This is a genomic window from Leifsonia sp. McL0627, from assembly GCF_058244615.1.
Genome location: NZ_JBZCGM010000002.1, coordinates 83,520 through 99,049 on the forward strand (window position 1 = coordinate 83,520; position 15,530 = coordinate 99,049).

Annotated in this window: 13 protein-coding genes; 5 read left to right on the forward strand and 8 right to left on the reverse strand. The window is 70.7% G+C overall.

The genetic code is table 11. From position 1 onward, the window contains the following. Positions 1-42: 42 nt before the first annotated feature. The 6 genes from AC37TH_RS00835 to AC37TH_RS00860 form a co-directional block, all read right to left on the reverse strand. Complete coding sequence (locus AC37TH_RS00835) at positions 43-1,410, reverse strand: hypothetical protein (protein WP_490762457.1); 1,368 nt, start codon at positions 1,408-1,410, stop codon at positions 43-45. 18 nt (positions 1,411-1,428) lie between these two features. Beyond that, positions 1,429-2,085, reverse strand: a complete 657-nt coding sequence (locus tag AC37TH_RS00840; protein WP_490762458.1) for a hypothetical protein — start codon at positions 2,083-2,085, stop codon at positions 1,429-1,431. Continuing rightward, complete coding sequence (locus AC37TH_RS00845; protein WP_490762459.1) at positions 2,082-2,891, reverse strand: CDP-alcohol phosphatidyltransferase family protein; 810 nt, start codon at positions 2,889-2,891, stop codon at positions 2,082-2,084. Before AC37TH_RS00845 ends, AC37TH_RS00840 begins: the two co-directional genes overlap by 4 nt. Beyond that, positions 2,891-4,120 (reverse strand): DUF1972 domain-containing protein, encoded by a 1,230-nt coding sequence (locus tag AC37TH_RS00850; protein ID WP_490762460.1) that lies wholly within the window; start codon positions 4,118-4,120, stop codon positions 2,891-2,893. The genes AC37TH_RS00845 and AC37TH_RS00850 overlap by 1 nt, the downstream gene beginning before the upstream one ends. A gap of 208 nt (positions 4,121-4,328) precedes the next feature. Then, positions 4,329-4,850: an acyltransferase gene (locus tag AC37TH_RS00855; protein ID WP_490762461.1), complete on the reverse strand. Its 522-nt coding sequence runs from the start codon at positions 4,848-4,850 to the stop codon at positions 4,329-4,331. Further along, complete coding sequence (locus AC37TH_RS00860) at positions 4,847-5,800, reverse strand: glycosyltransferase family 2 protein (RefSeq protein ID WP_490762462.1); 954 nt, start codon at positions 5,798-5,800, stop codon at positions 4,847-4,849. The genes AC37TH_RS00855 and AC37TH_RS00860 overlap by 4 nt, the downstream gene beginning before the upstream one ends. A gap of 26 nt (positions 5,801-5,826) precedes the next feature. Between AC37TH_RS00860 and AC37TH_RS00865 the strand changes: the two genes are divergently transcribed. Together AC37TH_RS00865 and AC37TH_RS00870 are read left to right on the forward strand one after the other, a co-directional pair. After that, on the forward strand, positions 5,827-6,813 hold the full coding sequence (locus tag AC37TH_RS00865) for a glycosyltransferase family 2 protein (RefSeq protein WP_490762463.1): 987 nt from the start codon (positions 5,827-5,829) through the stop codon (positions 6,811-6,813). Next, entirely contained in the window at positions 6,810-7,532 is a 723-nt protein-coding gene (locus AC37TH_RS00870; RefSeq protein ID WP_490762464.1) for a polysaccharide deacetylase family protein, read from the forward strand. Before AC37TH_RS00865 ends, AC37TH_RS00870 begins: the two co-directional genes overlap by 4 nt. A gap of 24 nt (positions 7,533-7,556) precedes the next feature. Here AC37TH_RS00870 and AC37TH_RS00875 read toward each other — a convergent pair whose 3' ends face one another. Continuing rightward, positions 7,557-8,597: a glycosyltransferase family protein gene (locus AC37TH_RS00875; RefSeq protein ID WP_490762465.1), complete on the reverse strand. Its 1,041-nt coding sequence runs from the start codon at positions 8,595-8,597 to the stop codon at positions 7,557-7,559. 234 nt (positions 8,598-8,831) lie between these two features. Here AC37TH_RS00875 and AC37TH_RS00880 point away from each other — a divergent pair, with 234 nt between their 5' ends. Genes AC37TH_RS00880 through AC37TH_RS00890 form a run of 3 tightly spaced genes read left to right on the forward strand, consistent with a single transcriptional unit; the run spans position 8,832 to position 12,855 of the window. Next, positions 8,832-9,908, forward strand: a complete 1,077-nt coding sequence (locus tag AC37TH_RS00880) for a polysaccharide pyruvyl transferase family protein (RefSeq protein ID WP_490762466.1) — start codon at positions 8,832-8,834, stop codon at positions 9,906-9,908. Next, positions 9,905-11,203: a Coenzyme F420 hydrogenase/dehydrogenase, beta subunit C-terminal domain gene (locus AC37TH_RS00885; RefSeq protein WP_490762467.1), complete on the forward strand. Its 1,299-nt coding sequence runs from the start codon at positions 9,905-9,907 to the stop codon at positions 11,201-11,203. The genes AC37TH_RS00880 and AC37TH_RS00885 overlap by 4 nt, the downstream gene beginning before the upstream one ends. Then, positions 11,200-12,855 (forward strand): lipopolysaccharide biosynthesis protein, encoded by a 1,656-nt coding sequence (locus tag AC37TH_RS00890; protein ID WP_490762468.1) that lies wholly within the window; start codon positions 11,200-11,202, stop codon positions 12,853-12,855. Before AC37TH_RS00885 ends, AC37TH_RS00890 begins: the two co-directional genes overlap by 4 nt. A gap of 5 nt (positions 12,856-12,860) precedes the next feature. Here the strand turns inward: AC37TH_RS00890 and AC37TH_RS00895 are convergent, their stop codons facing one another. Continuing rightward, positions 12,861-15,503 carry a right-handed parallel beta-helix repeat-containing protein gene (locus tag AC37TH_RS00895; RefSeq protein ID WP_490762469.1) on the reverse strand — a complete coding sequence of 881 codons (2,643 nt, stop codon included), beginning with the start codon at positions 15,501-15,503 and terminating at the stop codon, positions 12,861-12,863. Positions 15,504-15,530: the final 27 nt, after the last annotated feature.

Here is a 15,530-nt window from a genome sequence, read left to right on the forward strand (position 1 = left end):
GGTCGGAGGGGAAGAACGTGCCGGGAGCGTGCTGGGGGCATTCTAGGCTCCCCCTCCCCGGTTGGAGACGACGGGATCCCGCGGCTTGTCCGGATCTCGGCCGTGCGAAAGCGTGAGGTCGGCGGACAGTTCCGTCGGGGTGCGGTGGCGCAGGGCGAGCTGCGTCGACGCTGCGAGTCCGATGGCGAACCAGACGAACACGGAGTACTGCGTGATGAGCGCCACTGTCGCGAACGCCGGGATCTGGGCGACGACCGCGATGGTCGGAGCCGTCGCCCGACGGGAGACGACGAGGACGATCCCGACCAGCAGCGCGACGACGATCAGCCCGAGGGCGATCAGACCGCTGGAGAGGCCGGTGAGGATGAGCTGGCTGTCGATCGACCGGAAGTTGCCGAAATAGACCTGACCCGTGGAGTCCTTCGTCGCGGAGTCCGCAACGCCGACCACGTTCATGCTGCCGAGCAGGGAGAGCAGGTCGCCGCGATACGCCGCGCTTCCCGATGCTTCGGCGCCTGCATCGTCGAACACAGTGGTCACCAGAGGGAAGATCACGGCGGAGACGATGACCAGCGTGGTCGTCAGCACGATCCGGCTGCGACGGGAGATCGCATCGCGCATGAACACGATGGAGAGCACCAGCCCGAGAAGCGCGCCGATCATGCCGATCCTGCTGAACGTGAACACGGTGGCGAGCAGCATCAGCAGCACCATGACCGCCCTGACCAGCAGCGGGAAGCGTGCGGCGAGAGTCAACGGGATGGCGATGGCGAGGCTGGAGCCGAGCGCGATCGAGTGCCCGAACGCCCCTTCGGCGCGCAGCACCCCGCCGCGCGCCTGCAGGGTTCCCCAGACCGCGTACAGGGAGTTGCTGCTCTTGATGAGGACGAACGGGTTCCAGCCGGCGAAGAACTCGATGATCGCGAGAATGCTCACGACGGTGAACGCCACGGCGATGGCTCCGTAGATCCAGGTCGGGTCGACGCGCAACGGCGCGACTCTGCCGAGCACGTATCCGATGATGAAATACGTGAAGAGCGAGAAGGCGAACCCGAGCGCGATTCCGGCGTTCTCGGTGAGCAGCGATGCGATGGCGAACACCACCATCAGCACGACCAGCCCGTCGAGCAGGCTGATGTGGAACGACCGGATGGGCAGCAGCGCCACGATCACCAGGAGCGCCACGGCGCTCACCGCCGGGAGAAAGTAGTTGCCGTTGAACCCGATGCTCAGCCCGATCCACACCGGGACGAAGCAGAGCACGACGATCCACACCAGCACCGCGAGCTTCGGCGAGCGCCGCAGCACGAAGAACGCCGCGATCGCCACCGCGATTCCGGCGACCATCGTCAACGTGCTGTCGACGGTCGGACCGGTGACTCCGGCGGCGAGAACGGTGAGGTCATGCATGACGGCTGGCTCGTGCTCCTACTTGAAGACCGTGATCGGCGACCCTGCCGCGTCGGTCATCGTGAAGACCGCCGAGCTCTGCTGGGCATCCGGGACGGAGAAGATGTACGTTCCCGTGGCGGTCGCTCCTGCTGCGAGCGGTCCGAGCAGCGGCTTGGTGCCGTCGGTCAGCACGGACGCCGGGGTCGCCTTCGCTCCGTAGAACGCGTTCACCGAGACCTGGGAGAGGGAGACGTCCTTGCCGGTGGTGTTGGCGAGGTCGATCGTCACCTTCAGTGCCGGCCCGGCCGTCTCACCGGCCCGGATGGCCTTGCCGTCGACCGCGCTGACGGACACGACCTTGGCGGTCATTCCGCCGCTGAGTTTCGCGTCCACGTTCTTCTCGACGGTCTGCGCGACGGTCGCGCCGTAGCGGGCGTCCGCCTTCGGCGCGGACGTGGTCCCGCCTTTCGAGGCGGACGGCGTCGCGCTGGGCGTCGGCGGCGGGGGCGAGTTGGTGCCGTAGGTGGGGAGCGTGAACGGCGCGTTCGCATCTGCCGCGGCTTTGGTGTCCGCGCCGCGGACGCCGGCCACGATGAGCGCGGCCGCGATGAGGGCGAGCACGACCGCACCGGCCACGATGAGGAGGATCCTCTTCGTGCTCAGGCGGTTCCGGCTGTTGTCGACCTTCGTCATCGGAGGTCCCCTTTCTGGGATGTGGCCTGGTTCGGGGTCGGCGTCCAGGCGCGAAGCTCACGGAACCACTTGGTGGCGGCGAGGAGCAGGAATGCGGTGGTGGCGATGGCGATCAACGTGTAGACGACCACGAAGACGGGGACGGCACCGAGGAGGACGAACGAGAGGCAGAGCACCCCGTAGTCCATGGGCAGAACGGCGACGGCGCGCAGCCACGACGGCCGGCCCGGCTGTTCTGCGGCGAGGGGCACGGCTCCCGCCGTGCGGCGGCGCAGCTGCTCGGTCAGGATCATCCCGAAGAACAGCACGGCCGAGACGATCGCGAACGCGATCGGGACGAGGAGCCAGCCGCGGGGCACCACGTCGAAGCGGTAGAAGCCGACGGCGAGCGCGAGCGGCATGGTCGACACCTTCGTGGCGTCGACCATGTGGTCGAGCCACTCTCCGGATGGGCTGCTCGTGCCCTGCAGGCGCGAGACCTGGCCGTCGGCGGAGTCGAAGGCGTAGCCGACCAGAAGCAGCACCGCGATCCCGATGCCCTGCCCCCACGACGGCGGCAGCACGATCAGGAGTGCGATGGCCGCGAAGGTGAAGACGGCACTGATGCCGGTGACGGCGTTCGGCGACAGGCCGACCCTGCACGCCCAGGCTGCGAGGTACCGGCCGATCCGCCTGTTGACGAAGCGCGAGTACGCGGGCGCCGACCGCGCGGCGGGCTTCTGCGCTGCCGCGAGCCGACGGACGATGTCGAGGTAGCCCTCCCTGCCGCGGTCGCCGACGGTGGACGCTGCACTCTCTCCGGTCATCACAACACCTCCTGTGCGGTGGTCGAAGTCGGAGCGGACGCTGTGGCCGACACAGCGGCCGTGCGGCCCGGCCGCCCTGTCCGCTGTGCGAAGAACGGACGGTGCTGGCGGCGCAGTTGACGCGAGGCGAGCCCCACACAGAGCCGCTCGTATGCGTCGGCCACCGCATCCCAGTCGTATGCCGCAGCACGCTCCCTGGCAATGACGCCCCTGGCGGCGACGGAGGCCGGGTCGGCCTCTGCGGCGTCGAGCGCGGCGGCCACACCGGCCGCGTCCGCGAAGAAGGTGCCGGAGTCTCCGACGACCTCGCGGTTGAACGAGACGTCGTACGCGATGGTCGGGGCCCCGGCGCCGAGAGCACGGAGCAGCGAGGGGTTCGTGCCGCCGACGGAGTGGCCGTGGAGGTAGGTGAACGCTCCGGCGTAGAGCTGGTCGAGCAGTCGCTGATCCCACACCCCGCCGAGGAAGGTGACCCGATCGTCGCCGAGCCCGTGCACCGTGCGGGTGTACTCGTCCGCATACGGCGCAGAGCCGACGACGATGAGGGGCTTGCGCGCTCCGCTGCGGCGGTAGCCGTCCACGATCACGTCCACGTGGTTCTCCGCCTCGAAGCGCGCGACCACGAGGTGGTATCCGCCGGGCTCGAGATCCAGGTCGGCGAGGAGGTCGTCCGCGTCGTCCACGCGGGGTGCGCCGTAGGCGATGAGTTCGGTCCCCGCGTCGAATTCGTCGCGGTAGTAGTCGGCGATGCCGTGCGCGTCGGCGATCAGGGCGTCCGACCAGCGGACGGCGAGGGATTCGGCCAGACGGTAGTAGTTGCGTCCGCCGCGACCCCACTTCGCCCTGCGCCACTCCAGCCCGTCCACGTGGGTGGCGACCGGGATGCGCGCGGCGCGGAGCAGCGGCAGATACGGCGAGTTGGCCGCGTTGAAGACGATGGCCGCGTCCGTGCGGTGCCGCAGCAGGTGGGCGACGGAGAGTCCGGTGTGGCTCAGCGTCTCCAGGGAGCGCTTGCGAAGTGCCCCCAGGTGGACGAGCCGCATGCCCTGGTACGTGTCCGGCTTCTCCGCGTCGTCGTCGAGGGTGCGGCAGTAGACCACCACGTCATGACCGCGCTCGGCCAGCCGGCGGCCGACCTCCTCGACGCACGTCTCGAACCCGCCGTAGCGGGCGGGCACGCCACGCGTGCCGACGAGTGCAATCGTGAGGCTCTTTCCCCCATTGCCCATGACGTGCTCGCTCTCGGTCGTCGAACGGAACGACGGATCGACCGGAGTGTGGTCTGCTTCTCATTGAGACCTGCGAGAAGAACGCTTGCTGATCGCACCAGGGTCGGGTCGCTGTTGCTAACCACCAGACTAATGCGAGATTTCCTCACTTGTCGCCCCCTCATCCGGGGGGCGCGCGGAAAACGGGTCAGGCGACCAGGTCAGGCGTTCAGGTCCACGACGCCGATTCGCCGATCGGGACGGCCGGGTTCCCGCCGACCACCACACCGGGCGCAACCGATCGCGTGACGACCGCTCCAGCGGCCACCACGGCGCCGTCGCCGAGGGTCACCCCTTTGAGGATCAGGGCTCCCGTGCCGATCAGCACGTGCTCGCCGATCACGATCCGCGCGGTGTGCGCGCGAACCGTGCCGTCCGGCGCCGTGATCCGGTGGAAGTCCGTGTCCAGGATCTGCGCATCCCAGGAGACCTGGGTGCCGGCGCCGAGTCGCACTCCGGACTCCACGTTGACAACCGACCGTGCGCCGATTGCGCTGCCGCGTTCGAGCCGCAGCACCGCACCGGCGCCGACCCAGATCCTGGCCCCCTTGCGCACGGCGCTCCCGCGCTCGAGCTCGAACGTGCCCGGCCCGCTCAGCCGGACGCCCGAGGCGATCCGCGCGCCAGGATGACCGCGCAGCACGCCGCGCGCCAGCTCCGTATACCGCCGCAGGCGGGTCAGGACGCTCACGCGGTCCCCCGTCCCGTCGCCCGTGATCGCAGCTCGTCGCGCACGATCCGCCTCCCGTCTCGCAGGGCTCTGGCCGCAGCGGCGAACGGCCGCAGCGAATGCAGGAACTGACGCCGGCCGCCCTGCAGCAGGATCTCCCACGCGACAGGAACGGCGGAGCGGCGCCAGGCGACCAGGTCGCCCGAGTCCAGATTACGGGCAGCGAACAGCAGCCGGTTGCGGATGTTGAAGTAGTAGTAGCCATTCGACTTGGCCGGCGACGCGTGCTCGTCGCCCGACTGCTGCGTTCCGCCCTCCGCGTGCTCGGCCACCGCATCCTGGGCCACCGCAAGGGCGCCGCCGACCGCGAGCACGCGGTGCGAGAGCTCGACGTCTTCCCAGTAGAGGAAGTATCCGTCGGCGAATCCGCCGACCAGCTGCCAGAGCCCGGCGCCGACGCACAGGCAGGCGCCGCTCAGCCAGGGTTCGGCTCGGCGCTCTGGCGGTTGCGGGCGCCGCTTGGCGGAGCTCATCCTGCCGTCGGCGAGCGAGACGTCGGCGCCGTCGAACCAGGTGGAGCCGTCCGGCTTCCTGACGACGGGGGAGACCAGTGTCAGCGGCTCCGCGGCTACGCGGGCGAAGAGCCGCTCTGCGTCGTCCGGCGTGATCGACGCATCCGGGTTGAGCAGCAGGAATCGGTCTGCGCCGAGTTCGGCAGCCCGCGCGACGCCGGCGTTCATCCCGAGCCCGAACCCCAGGTTCGTCTCGGGGAGCACAACGGCCCAGCCCTCCGCCGCGGCGAGCTCGGTCACCGCGCGCCGCTCCTCAGCCGTGCTCGCGTTGTCCACGACGACGACGGTGAGCCCCGGCGCGGACCGTCCGAGCCGCGCCAGGTTCTGCGTCAGCAGCGTCGTCGACGCGTAGTTCACGACGATGACGGCGCAACCCGCGAAACGTGCTCGGTCTGGCATAGACTTCCGCTCTTAGAGCCAAGGGGGTGGATGCAGTGCAACCGGACGAGCCGGTGAGAGTGACGATAGCCGTGCCGACGTTCCACCGTCCAGCCGAGCTCGTGACGCTCCTCCCGATGCTGCTTGCGCACGCCGACGACGCCGGGCGCGCCGTGGGCGATCCCGCGGGGCCACGGTTCGTCGTGGACGTGCTCGTGGTCGACAACGATCCGGATGCGAGCGGCAGGCCTGCCGTCGATGCGGTCGGCGACGAGCGCATCCGGTACGTCGTCGAGCCCCACCCCGGCATCTCTGCGGTGCGGAATCGCGCACTGGACGAGGGCGCTGCGTCGCGCCTCCTGGCGTTCATCGACGACGACGAGCACCCGCACGACGGCTGGCTGCGCCACCTGTTGCAGACGTGGGAGTCGACCGCTCGTCCCGCGGCGGTCTCCGGGCGCGTCGTCGCGTCGTTCGCGGGCCCCCTCGACCCGTGGCTGGCCGCCGGATCGTTCTACACCCGCAGGAGCATGCCGACCGGAAGCGCCATCGATGTCGCCGCGGCGGGCAATCTGCTCCTCGACCTTGACCAGGTCCGCGCGTCCGGCGTGCGGTTCGCCGACGACCTCGGCCTCAGCGGCGGAGAGGACACGCTCTTCAGCCGGCAGCTGCACGCCGCGGGACACCGGATGGTCTGGTGCGACGAGTCGGTCATCACGGACCTCGTCCCGGTCGAGCGGATGACCAGGCGCTGGGTGCTCCGGCGCGCGTGGAGCCACGGCAACTCGGCGAGCGTGCTGCGCGTGCGTCTCTCCGGCGGGGGGATCCGGTCGCTGCTGGCGCGCGCATCCGGAATCGTCGGGGGCGTTGTCCGGATCCTCGGCGGCGGCGCACGCTGGCTGTTCGGGATGCTCAGCCGCTCCCTCCGGCACCAGGCGCGCGGTGCCCGCGCCGTCTGGCGGGGCGGCGGGATGATCTCCGGCGCGGCCGGGATGGTCTACCAGGAGTATGCGCGAACGGAGCCTGCGTCATGAGCATGAGAAGCACCGCCGTCGGCGCCGCCCGCCGTGCCACCGCGTTCGTCGGCACGGTCGTCTCCGTGCGCACCGACGCCCCGGAGTTCGTGCTGACCTATGACGACGGGCCGGTCGCCGGCAGCACCGACCGCATCCTGGGGGTGCTCGCCGACCGCGGCGCGACGGCCACGTTCTTCGTGCTGCTCAGCCGGGTGCGCTCCGATCCCGGTCTGCTCCGCACGATGGTGGACGCCGGACAGGAGATCGCCCTGCACGGCACCGACCACCGCGACCTGACCACGCTGCCCATCGACGATGTCCGCAGCAGGATGCGCGACGGCCGCCGCGAGCTCGAGGACATCACCGGCCGCCCTGTCCGCTGGTCTCGGCCGCCGTACGGCCACCAGAGCCTGCGCGTCTGGCGCGCGACGCGCAGCGCCGGCCTGACCCCTGTGCTGTGGGGGCCGACGACCTGGGACTCACGGCCCGACGTCAGCCAGGAGCAACGCGTCGCCGCCGCCCTGCGCGGCGCGGGCCGCGGCGCGATCCTGCTCGCCCACGACAACTTCGCCGACGCCACCGACGGCGTCGATGACGGAACGCCCCCGTCTGTCGACCGGGTCGAGCTGATCGGCAGGGTGCTCGACGGCTACAGCGAGCGCGGACTGGACGCGCGGTCCCTGGGCGACGCCCTCCGGTCCGGCACCGTGGTCCGGGAGGGACGCTTCACCCGCTGACCTCGCGGTCGTGCGCGCCGCCGGTCACTTCCGGCGCAGCAGAGCGATGGCGCGGCGATACGCCGCAACGTGGGCTCGACCGGCGTCGTCCCAGTCCCGCCGGGAGAGGTCGGGCCTGTCGTCGGGTGTCAGCCGTCCGGCCAGCGCGCGTGCGTCTTCGAGGTCGGTCGCGGACAGTTCGCCCTCGTACCGCAGCACCCAGTCCTCGCCGACCTCGGCCGCCAGCATCGCATTCACCTCGTTGTCCGGGACGAGCACGGGACGGTCGAGGGACAGCGCGGAGAGCGCCCCGCCCGAGTTGTGCATCTCGCGGTACGGAAGCACCACCAGCTCGGACCGGGTGACGGCATCGACCAACTCGGCGTCGCTGAGGAACGCGAAGTGGAGCGCGATCCGGTCGTCGCCGGCAGCCAGGGCGCGCAACTGCCCGACGAGCTCGTCCGACGACGGCTTGCCTCCGACTGTGAGCGAGGCCTGCGCCTCCGCTGGGCCGCCGCCGACGACGACGCCGCCGAACGCCGAGCGAAACGCCGTGATCAGCGCATCCACCCCCTTGTAGCGCCGGATCAGCCCGACGTAGGCCAGCCGGCCCTGGATGCGCGACGCCCGCGGATACCGCTCGAACCAGCCGCGGTAGTGGCCGTGCACGATGGTCTCGCATGCGGCGCCGACCGGGAGCGGCGTCAGCGGGTTGAGGCGGATGCGCAGGGTGGTCCGGCGATCGATCAGGCGCAACAGCCAGCGTTCGCGGCGGGAGATGCCGTCCGGGAAGTCGAGGTTGTGCACGGTGCGCACGATGGGGGTCCTGGTCACAGCGAGCTTGCCGACCAGCGCCAGGGTGAGCCCCTGGCGCGCGAGCTTCTTGAGCGGGCTGTGACCGGAGACGAGGATCTCCGGCCAGTGCACGTGGAACACGTCGTACCGGCGGGTGAGTGCGCCGCGCCAGCTGAACGTGCGCAACTCGACGCCCGGCTGGTCTCCGACGGCGTCCCTGAGCATCACGAGGTATGGATTGGTCGTGTGGCGCGGCTCGGGGAACGATTGCTGCACGATCAGCTCGGCCACAGTCTCCCCTTCCGCGTCAGCACACCCGTCGCGCTCCATTGTGTCCCTGCGCCGCCCGGACGGCGAGCCGCGCACCCCGTACTGGGGCCAGTTCCGCCTGGTCCGGCCGGTGGCACATGAGGCTAAGATACATGAGTAAGTCTCAGTTAGAGGCACCCGTGCAACGGCTGCCAGGACAGGCGCGTGAGGGACGTGCTCCCTGGATCCGTTGAACCGACGACGGAAGTGTTTGCCATGCGAGTTCTGATCCTCTGGGCCGACGACGCGTCGCCCAACCTGGGCGTCCGCGCACTCGGCTCCGGCACCGCCGAACTGGTCACCAGGGTGTGGCCGGACGCGGAAGTCACCTTCCAGAACTACGGCCGACGCGTGCCGCAGCTCCCCATCGGCCGTGTCCGTTCACTCGTCAAGGAGCGCGTGCTCGGCCGGGCTGGGATGCAGGACTGGCTGGCGGGCTTCGACCTGGTCGTCGACACCCGCTCCGGCGACAGCTTCGCCGACATCTACGGCACCAGGCGTCTGGTCGTCATGTCCACCGTCGCCGAATTCGCGACCCAGGCCGGCGTGCCCGTGGTGCTCGGGCCCCAGACCATCGGGCCGTTCGACAGTCGCAGAGGCCGCGCGATCGGACGCCACTCGCTGCGCCGCTCCGCCCTGGTCATGGCCAGGGACTCGGCGAGCGCCGACCATGCCGGCGAGCTCGGCCGCGCACCGGACGTACTGACCACCGACGTCGTCTTCGCACTCCCCCGCCCCGAGGTGGCTGCGACCAGGGACGTGGTGCTCAACATCTCCGGGCTGCTCTGGTTCCCCAACAGCCACGTGGATGCGGACGCGTACCGCTCGACCGTGACGCGCCTGTACCGCTCGCTCCGCGCCGACGGCCGCCAGGTCACCCTCCTCGCCCACGTCCTGGACTCCGACAACCCGGACTCCGACATCGCCGCCATCGCGGAGTTCTCCGCCACGGTCGCCCCCGACGCCGAAGTGGTGATACCCACCGGCCTCGACGACGTGCGCACGACCGTCGCCTCCGCCTCCGTCGTGATCGGCTCCCGGATGCACGCCTGCCTCAACGCGCTCTCCGTCGGCACCCCCGCCATCCCCCTCGCGTACTCGCGCAAGTTCACGCCGCTGCTCGGCGACCTGGGCTGGCACCACACGGTCGACCTGCGCACGAGCGACGACCCCGTCAGTGAGACGCTCCGCGAGCTCGCCTCCCCCACCCTGGCCGACGACGCGGCGAGCGCGCGCGCCCGGGCTCAGGCCACCCTCGGCTTGGCCGAGCAGGCTCTGCGGGAGGTCGCATGAGCACGCAGACGCAACCGGCCGGAGCGTTGAGCGCGGCATCGGTCGCCCTGGACAGGGCGATCGAGAAAGTGGTCGCATCCGGCAACTGCTCGGGATGCGGCGCCTGCGCTCTGCTCGACCCCGGGCTGGAGTTGCGTCGCTCGCCCGACGGATTCCTGCGCCCCGCCAGGCGGGACGCCGTCTCGACGGACGAGGTCCCTGCTGCGGCGGTCGACCGGTTCGCCGCAGCCTGCCCGGGCGTCACGGTCCGTGCAGCGGAACCCACCGGAGCCACCCGGCACCCGACCATGGGCCCAGTCGTCCGCGCCTGGAAGGCGTGGGCCACCGACTCGGAGACGCGCCATCGCGGCTCCAGCGGGGGCGCCCTCACCGCGATCGCCGCCTGGCTGCTGGAGACCGGGGAGGCCGCGCGCATGGTGGGCGCGAACGCCGACGCCGCGGAGCCGCGCCGCACGGTGAGCGTCACGATCATGTCGCGCGACCAGGCCATCGCCGCCGCGGGCTCCCGCTACGCGCCGACGGCGAGCGCGGCGCAGCCGGCGGCCGTGCAGAACGGCTCGCTGTTCATCGGGAAGCCGTGCGAGGCGTCGGCCGTCCGCTCGCTGATCGGGACCAGGCCGGACGCCCAGGCGGCCGCGCCCGGCGACGATCCGGTCATCCTGTCGTTCTTCTGCGCCGGGACGCCGAGCCAGCACGCCACCGACGCGCTGGTCGAGTCACTCGGAGTCCCGGCAACGGAACCGCTGTCCGACCTCTGGTACCGCGGCCGGGGCTGGCCTGGACGCTTCACGGCCGTCCGCCGCGACGGCACGGCCGTCGACGCCAGCTATGAGGAGACCTGGGGTTCCACGCTCGGGCCCGCCGTGCAGTGGCGCTGCAAGATCTGCGCAGACGGTGTCGGAGAGAGCGCGGACATCACCGCCGCCGACTTCTGGCGCGCCGACGCCCAGGGCTATCCGGTCTTCGCCGAGGGAGCCGGGCGCAGCGCGCTCATCGCCCGCACCGAGCGCGGCCTCGACATCGTGCTGCGCGCCGTCGAGGCCGGTGTCATCTCGGTGACCCCGATGGACATCGCGGACCTGGCCGCCGTCCAGCCGTTGCAGACCACCCGGCGGGAGACGCTCGCCGGGCGATTGCTCGGCGCCCGGTTCGCCGGCGGCTCCGTGCCGCGCTACCGCGGCTTCGGCCTCACCCTGCTCTCGCTGCCCCGGCTGCGCGAGACGTACCGGATGGCCAAGGGCACGTTCCGTCGTCGTCGCGCGGCGGCGAAGGCCGCAGAGACGCCGACGCCGTGAGCAATCGCCGCCCGTCCCGCACATCCGGCCGCCATCGCGGAGGACGCGACAGCGCGACGACAGGAGGGGCCGTCGTCGAGACGCCGGACCAGGAGGTCATCGGCGACCCTGCCGACTTCGCGGCGGCGACTCCTGGAGAGGTCCTGGACGAGGAACGCGCGGAGCAGGACGCGATCGCCGCCGCTCAGGCGCATCCCTCTCCCGGGCTCGGAACCCAGGCTGCTCGCGGAGCAGCGGTCACCCTGGCGGCCCAGGGCGGCAAGGTCCTGGTGCAGGTGGCCTCCGTCGTCGTTCTCGCCCGTCTGCTCTCCCCCCACGACTACGGACTCATCGCCATGGTCGTCGCCATCATCGGCGTCGGAGAGCTGTTCCGCGATTTCGGGCTGTCCTCGGCCGCCATCCAAGCCACCACGGTCACCAGGGGGCAGCGCGACAACCTGTTCTGGGTGAACGCGGCCATCGGCCTCTGCCTGTCGGTACTCGTCTTCTGCGGCGCCGGTCTGATCGCCGCGGCGTTCCGCCAACCCGACCTCGTGCCGATCGCGCACGCGCTCTCGCTCACGTTCCTGATCAACGGCCTGGGCACGCAGTATCGGGCCGATCTCGTGCGACGGCTCAAGTTCAGCTCCGTCGCGCGGGCCGACATCATCGCCCCGGCCATCGCCCTCGCCGTCGCGATCACCGGGGCGCTGCTCGGCTGGGGATACTGGGCGCTCGTCGCGCAACAGCTCAGCCAGGCGCTCATCCTCCTGGTCGTGCTCGTGACCGCCGCCCACTGGATCCCGCGGCTTCCCCGCCGCGACGCGTCCATCCGCGGATTCCTCCGCTTCGGCTGGAACATGCTGGCGTCGCAGCTGGTGAGCTACGTCAGCAACAACGTGGACAACGTGCTGGTCGGCATCCGGTTCGGCGCGGTGTCGCTCGGCGTGTACAGCCGTGCGTTCCAGCTCCTGATGACACCGCTGAACCAGGTGCGCATCCCGCTGACGACGGTCGCCCTCCCCGTCTTCTCCCGATTGAAGGACGAACGGGAGCGCTTCGCCGACTGGCTCTGCCGCGGGCAACTCGCCCTCGGGTACACCATCGTGGCCGGCCTCGCCCTGGTGGCCGGGGCGGCCGAGCCGCTCACCGCCGTCCTGCTCGGATCGCAGTGGTCGGAGGCCGCGCCCATCCTGCGGCTGTTCGCCATCGCCGGGATCTTCCAGATCCTCGCGTTCGTCGGATACTGGGTCTACGTCTCCCGAGCCCTGACCGGGGACCTGCTCCGCTACTCGCTGGTGAGCGCGGCGATCAAGATCGTCTGCATCGTGATCGGTGCGACAGGCGGAGTGCTCGGTGTGGCGATCGCCTACGCGATCGCCCCGGCCATCTCGTGGCCGATCTCGCTCTGGTGGCTGTCACGCCGCACCGACATCCCGACCGCCCGGCTGTACGCCGGGGCCGGGCGCATCCTGGCCATCGCGGCACTCGCCGCCGGCGCAGCAGGGGGCGCCGCCTGGCTGTGCGGCACCTGGAGCAACCTGCTCCAGGTGGCCGCCTCGGCGCTCGCGGCTCTCGCCGTCTACGCCGTGGCGGCCCTCCTGGTGCCGGTCGTCCGGCGCGACCTCGGAGGCGTGCTCGCCGCGGCCAGGATGATCCGGCCGCGGCGCTGAGCCGATCAGCGCGGCCAGGCTCCGACCTGGAGCGACCCGGCCGGCTTGCCGACGATGGACGCGACGGCGGCGGGCAGCGGCTGGGCCAGTGAGGAGGCCCCGACGGTCGGGAGGATGTTCGTCAGGCCGCTGAGCACCTCGGCGCCATCGACGGCCTTGGACGACTTCTCCTGTCCGGTCGCCGCCGTGAACTCGGCGATGGAGTTGTACACCGCCGGGTTGCCGGCACCGCGCGACCACACGACGGCCCAGGTGGGCAGCGAGGCACTCGAACGCTGGTAGACGTTGCCGTTCGCGGTGATGTTCATCTGCGCGGCCGACCGCTCGTGGCTGTAGTCCTCGACGGCCAGGATCGCGTTGCCCGTGCTCTTGGCCAGCACGTTGTTGACGACCGTGATGTTGCCGGTGATCCAGGTGACCGTCGGGTCCGGCAGCTTCTGCCGCGGGTCGTGACCGGCGGTGGAGAGGTTGCTCGCCCTGCGGGTGCCCTGCGTGATGTTGATGTCGCGCTGGTTGCCGCTGATCGTGTTATTGCGGATGTCCACCGTGCTGGTGTCGCTGACGAGCACGCCGGCGATACCGTTGTTGGCGATCACGTTGTTGGCGATGGCGAACTTGGCCGAGATCTCGGCGACCAGGGCGTTGCCCTCATTGCCGACGATGTCGCTGTTGGCCACGGAGACGTTGTACACCGACTCGTCGAACCAGAGCGCGTTGCCCGAGTTGTTGAGGAAGTTGCTTCCGGCCACCGTGATGTTGCGCGAGCGGGCGATCTTCAGGCCGCCGGCCACCGGCGCACGGTTGAAGTGCTCCGTGTTGTTGTTGGCGGCGAGCATCCCGGTGACGGTGAGTCCGTCGGCGTAGGTCGCCGTGGCTCCCAGCATCCCGTTGCGGGCCACGGTCACGTTCGTCACGGTGGCGTTGATGCCTCCGATGGCGAGGCCGGTGGTCGCGTTGTCGGTGATCGACAGGTTGGTGAGGCTCACGCCGGCGGCGTAGACCTGCAGCGCTCCCATGTCAGGGACGGACGGTGCGTAGCGTCGCACGCCGAAGCCGCGCAGCACGCTGCCGTCGCCGAGGACGGTGAAGGCCTTGACGGTGTCACTGGACTGCACCTGCTTGCCGCTCGGGTCGGAGCCGAGCACCAGCTGCTTGGCGGCCGTGTCCACGAAGAACTTCCCCGTGGTGACTGCCGAACGGGAGCCGACCTGCGAGAGGGCGGTGCCGTTGATCCAGATCTGGTCGGGGTGCGCTGCCATCGGGTAGCTGGGGTTCACGAACGCCCAGCCGGACTCCGTGCCGTCCGGTGCTCCACGGGTGTACGTGGGACTGTCGTCGAAGTCGACGTTCCAGCCGGAGGAGACCCAGGTGGAACCGGACTTCGCCCAGTTGCTCACCGTGCGGCTGCCGTCGAACCAGACCGCCTCTTTCGGGTACGGCTGGATCGTGAGCTGCTTGCCGCGGGGAATCGTCACGGTCTCGTGATACGTGCCGCCGCGGAGGACGATGGTCGCGCCGCTCGGCGCGCGGTCCACTGCGTGCTGGACGGTCTGCCACGGCGTCGCCTGCGTGCCGGTCGCGACGGCGTCGGAGCCGGTGGGGGCGACGAAGTACGCCCCGGCGGGAACGGTGTACGACGCGCTGCCGATCGCGGCGGCGCCCGTTGCGACGCGCGCTGTGCTCTGGTCGATCGTGGTGTCGCCTGCCGGAGTGGTCGGCGTGGTGGGCGTCGTCGGCGTGGTGGGCGTCGTCGGCGTGGTGGGTGTCGTCGGCGTGCTCGGAGTCGGCGTCGGAGTCGGCGTGGCCGGCTTCGTCGGAGTCGTCGCCGGCGGTGCGGTCGGCTGGGTCACGGGGACGGCCTTCAGCGAGTGCGCGGAGAGGTCGTCGAACGAGACGGCGACAGCGGGGCTGGCGCTCGACACGTACGTCCAGAGTCCGACGGACCCGGCGCCGCTCAGCCGCTTCGACGACGCGTCGGTGGCGGTGAGCTGCCAGGCGGGGGCCGTCGCGGTGGCGAGCCACGCCTTCGCGTTCGCGCTCACGGAATCGGTCCCCGTGACGCGGAAGTCGATGGCGATCCGCTGGCCGGCCGTCACGCCCTGCGCGACGACCTTCTCACCGGCGAGCACCGTCTGGTCGGCGGTCGACCCGTTGACGCGCGAGACCGAAAGGAGCGCCTTCGCGGTCGAGTCCACCCGGATGGTGGCCTGGTAATAGGAGCCCTTGGCCGACCGGAGCTGAACACCGGCGTACACGCCGTTGCCGGTCTTCGGAACGGACGGAACAGAGACGACGACCGACGCGTCGGCGTCTGTCGCGTTCGTGGAAGCGAGGCTCGCGGAGAGCGATGCTCCAGGCCGCGGCACCGAGGCGATGCCGCTCGCGCCATTGGCGGAGAACGCCTGCGGGCTGTTCACGGTGTACGCGCCGCCGACGGGAGCTGAGCCCCAGCCGTTCGTGGTGACCCTGTTGAGGGTGTCGGAGGCGATCTGCTTGTCGTTCTGGTACTCGACCGGAGCGGCGGTCGCCGAGAGCGCGGGAAGACCGAGAGCGGCCAGGGCCACGACAGTGGCTCCGGCGGCGATGGCAAAACCTCTTCGGCGGGCGTTGTTGGGTGCGGGGAGGCGATGGGCAGGCTGACGGACCATAAAAAACGTCTGTCCAAACTTTCGTCG

Excerpts from the sequence above, each read along its gene's own strand:
- AC37TH_RS00885 (WP_490762467.1), top strand. The coding sequence starts at position 9,905 with ATGAGCACGCAGACGCAACCGGCCGGAGCGTTGAGCGCGGCATCGGTC.
- AC37TH_RS00860 (WP_490762462.1), bottom strand. The coding sequence starts at position 5,800 with ATGCCAGACCGAGCACGTTTCGCGGGTTGCGCCGTCATCGTCGTGAAC.
- AC37TH_RS00835 (WP_490762457.1), bottom strand. The coding sequence starts at position 1,410 with ATGCATGACCTCACCGTTCTCGCCGCCGGAGTCACCGGTCCGACCGTC.
- AC37TH_RS00850 (WP_490762460.1), bottom strand. The coding sequence starts at position 4,120 with ATGGGCAATGGGGGAAAGAGCCTCACGATTGCACTCGTCGGCACGCGT.
- AC37TH_RS00895 (WP_490762469.1), bottom strand. The coding sequence starts at position 15,503 with ATGGTCCGTCAGCCTGCCCATCGCCTCCCCGCACCCAACAACGCCCGC.
- AC37TH_RS00840 (WP_490762458.1), bottom strand. The coding sequence starts at position 2,085 with ATGACGAAGGTCGACAACAGCCGGAACCGCCTGAGCACGAAGAGGATC.
- AC37TH_RS00845 (WP_490762459.1), bottom strand. The coding sequence starts at position 2,891 with ATGACCGGAGAGAGTGCAGCGTCCACCGTCGGCGACCGCGGCAGGGAG.
- AC37TH_RS00880 (WP_490762466.1), top strand. The coding sequence starts at position 8,832 with ATGCGAGTTCTGATCCTCTGGGCCGACGACGCGTCGCCCAACCTGGGC.
- AC37TH_RS00870 (WP_490762464.1), top strand. The coding sequence starts at position 6,810 with ATGAGCATGAGAAGCACCGCCGTCGGCGCCGCCCGCCGTGCCACCGCG.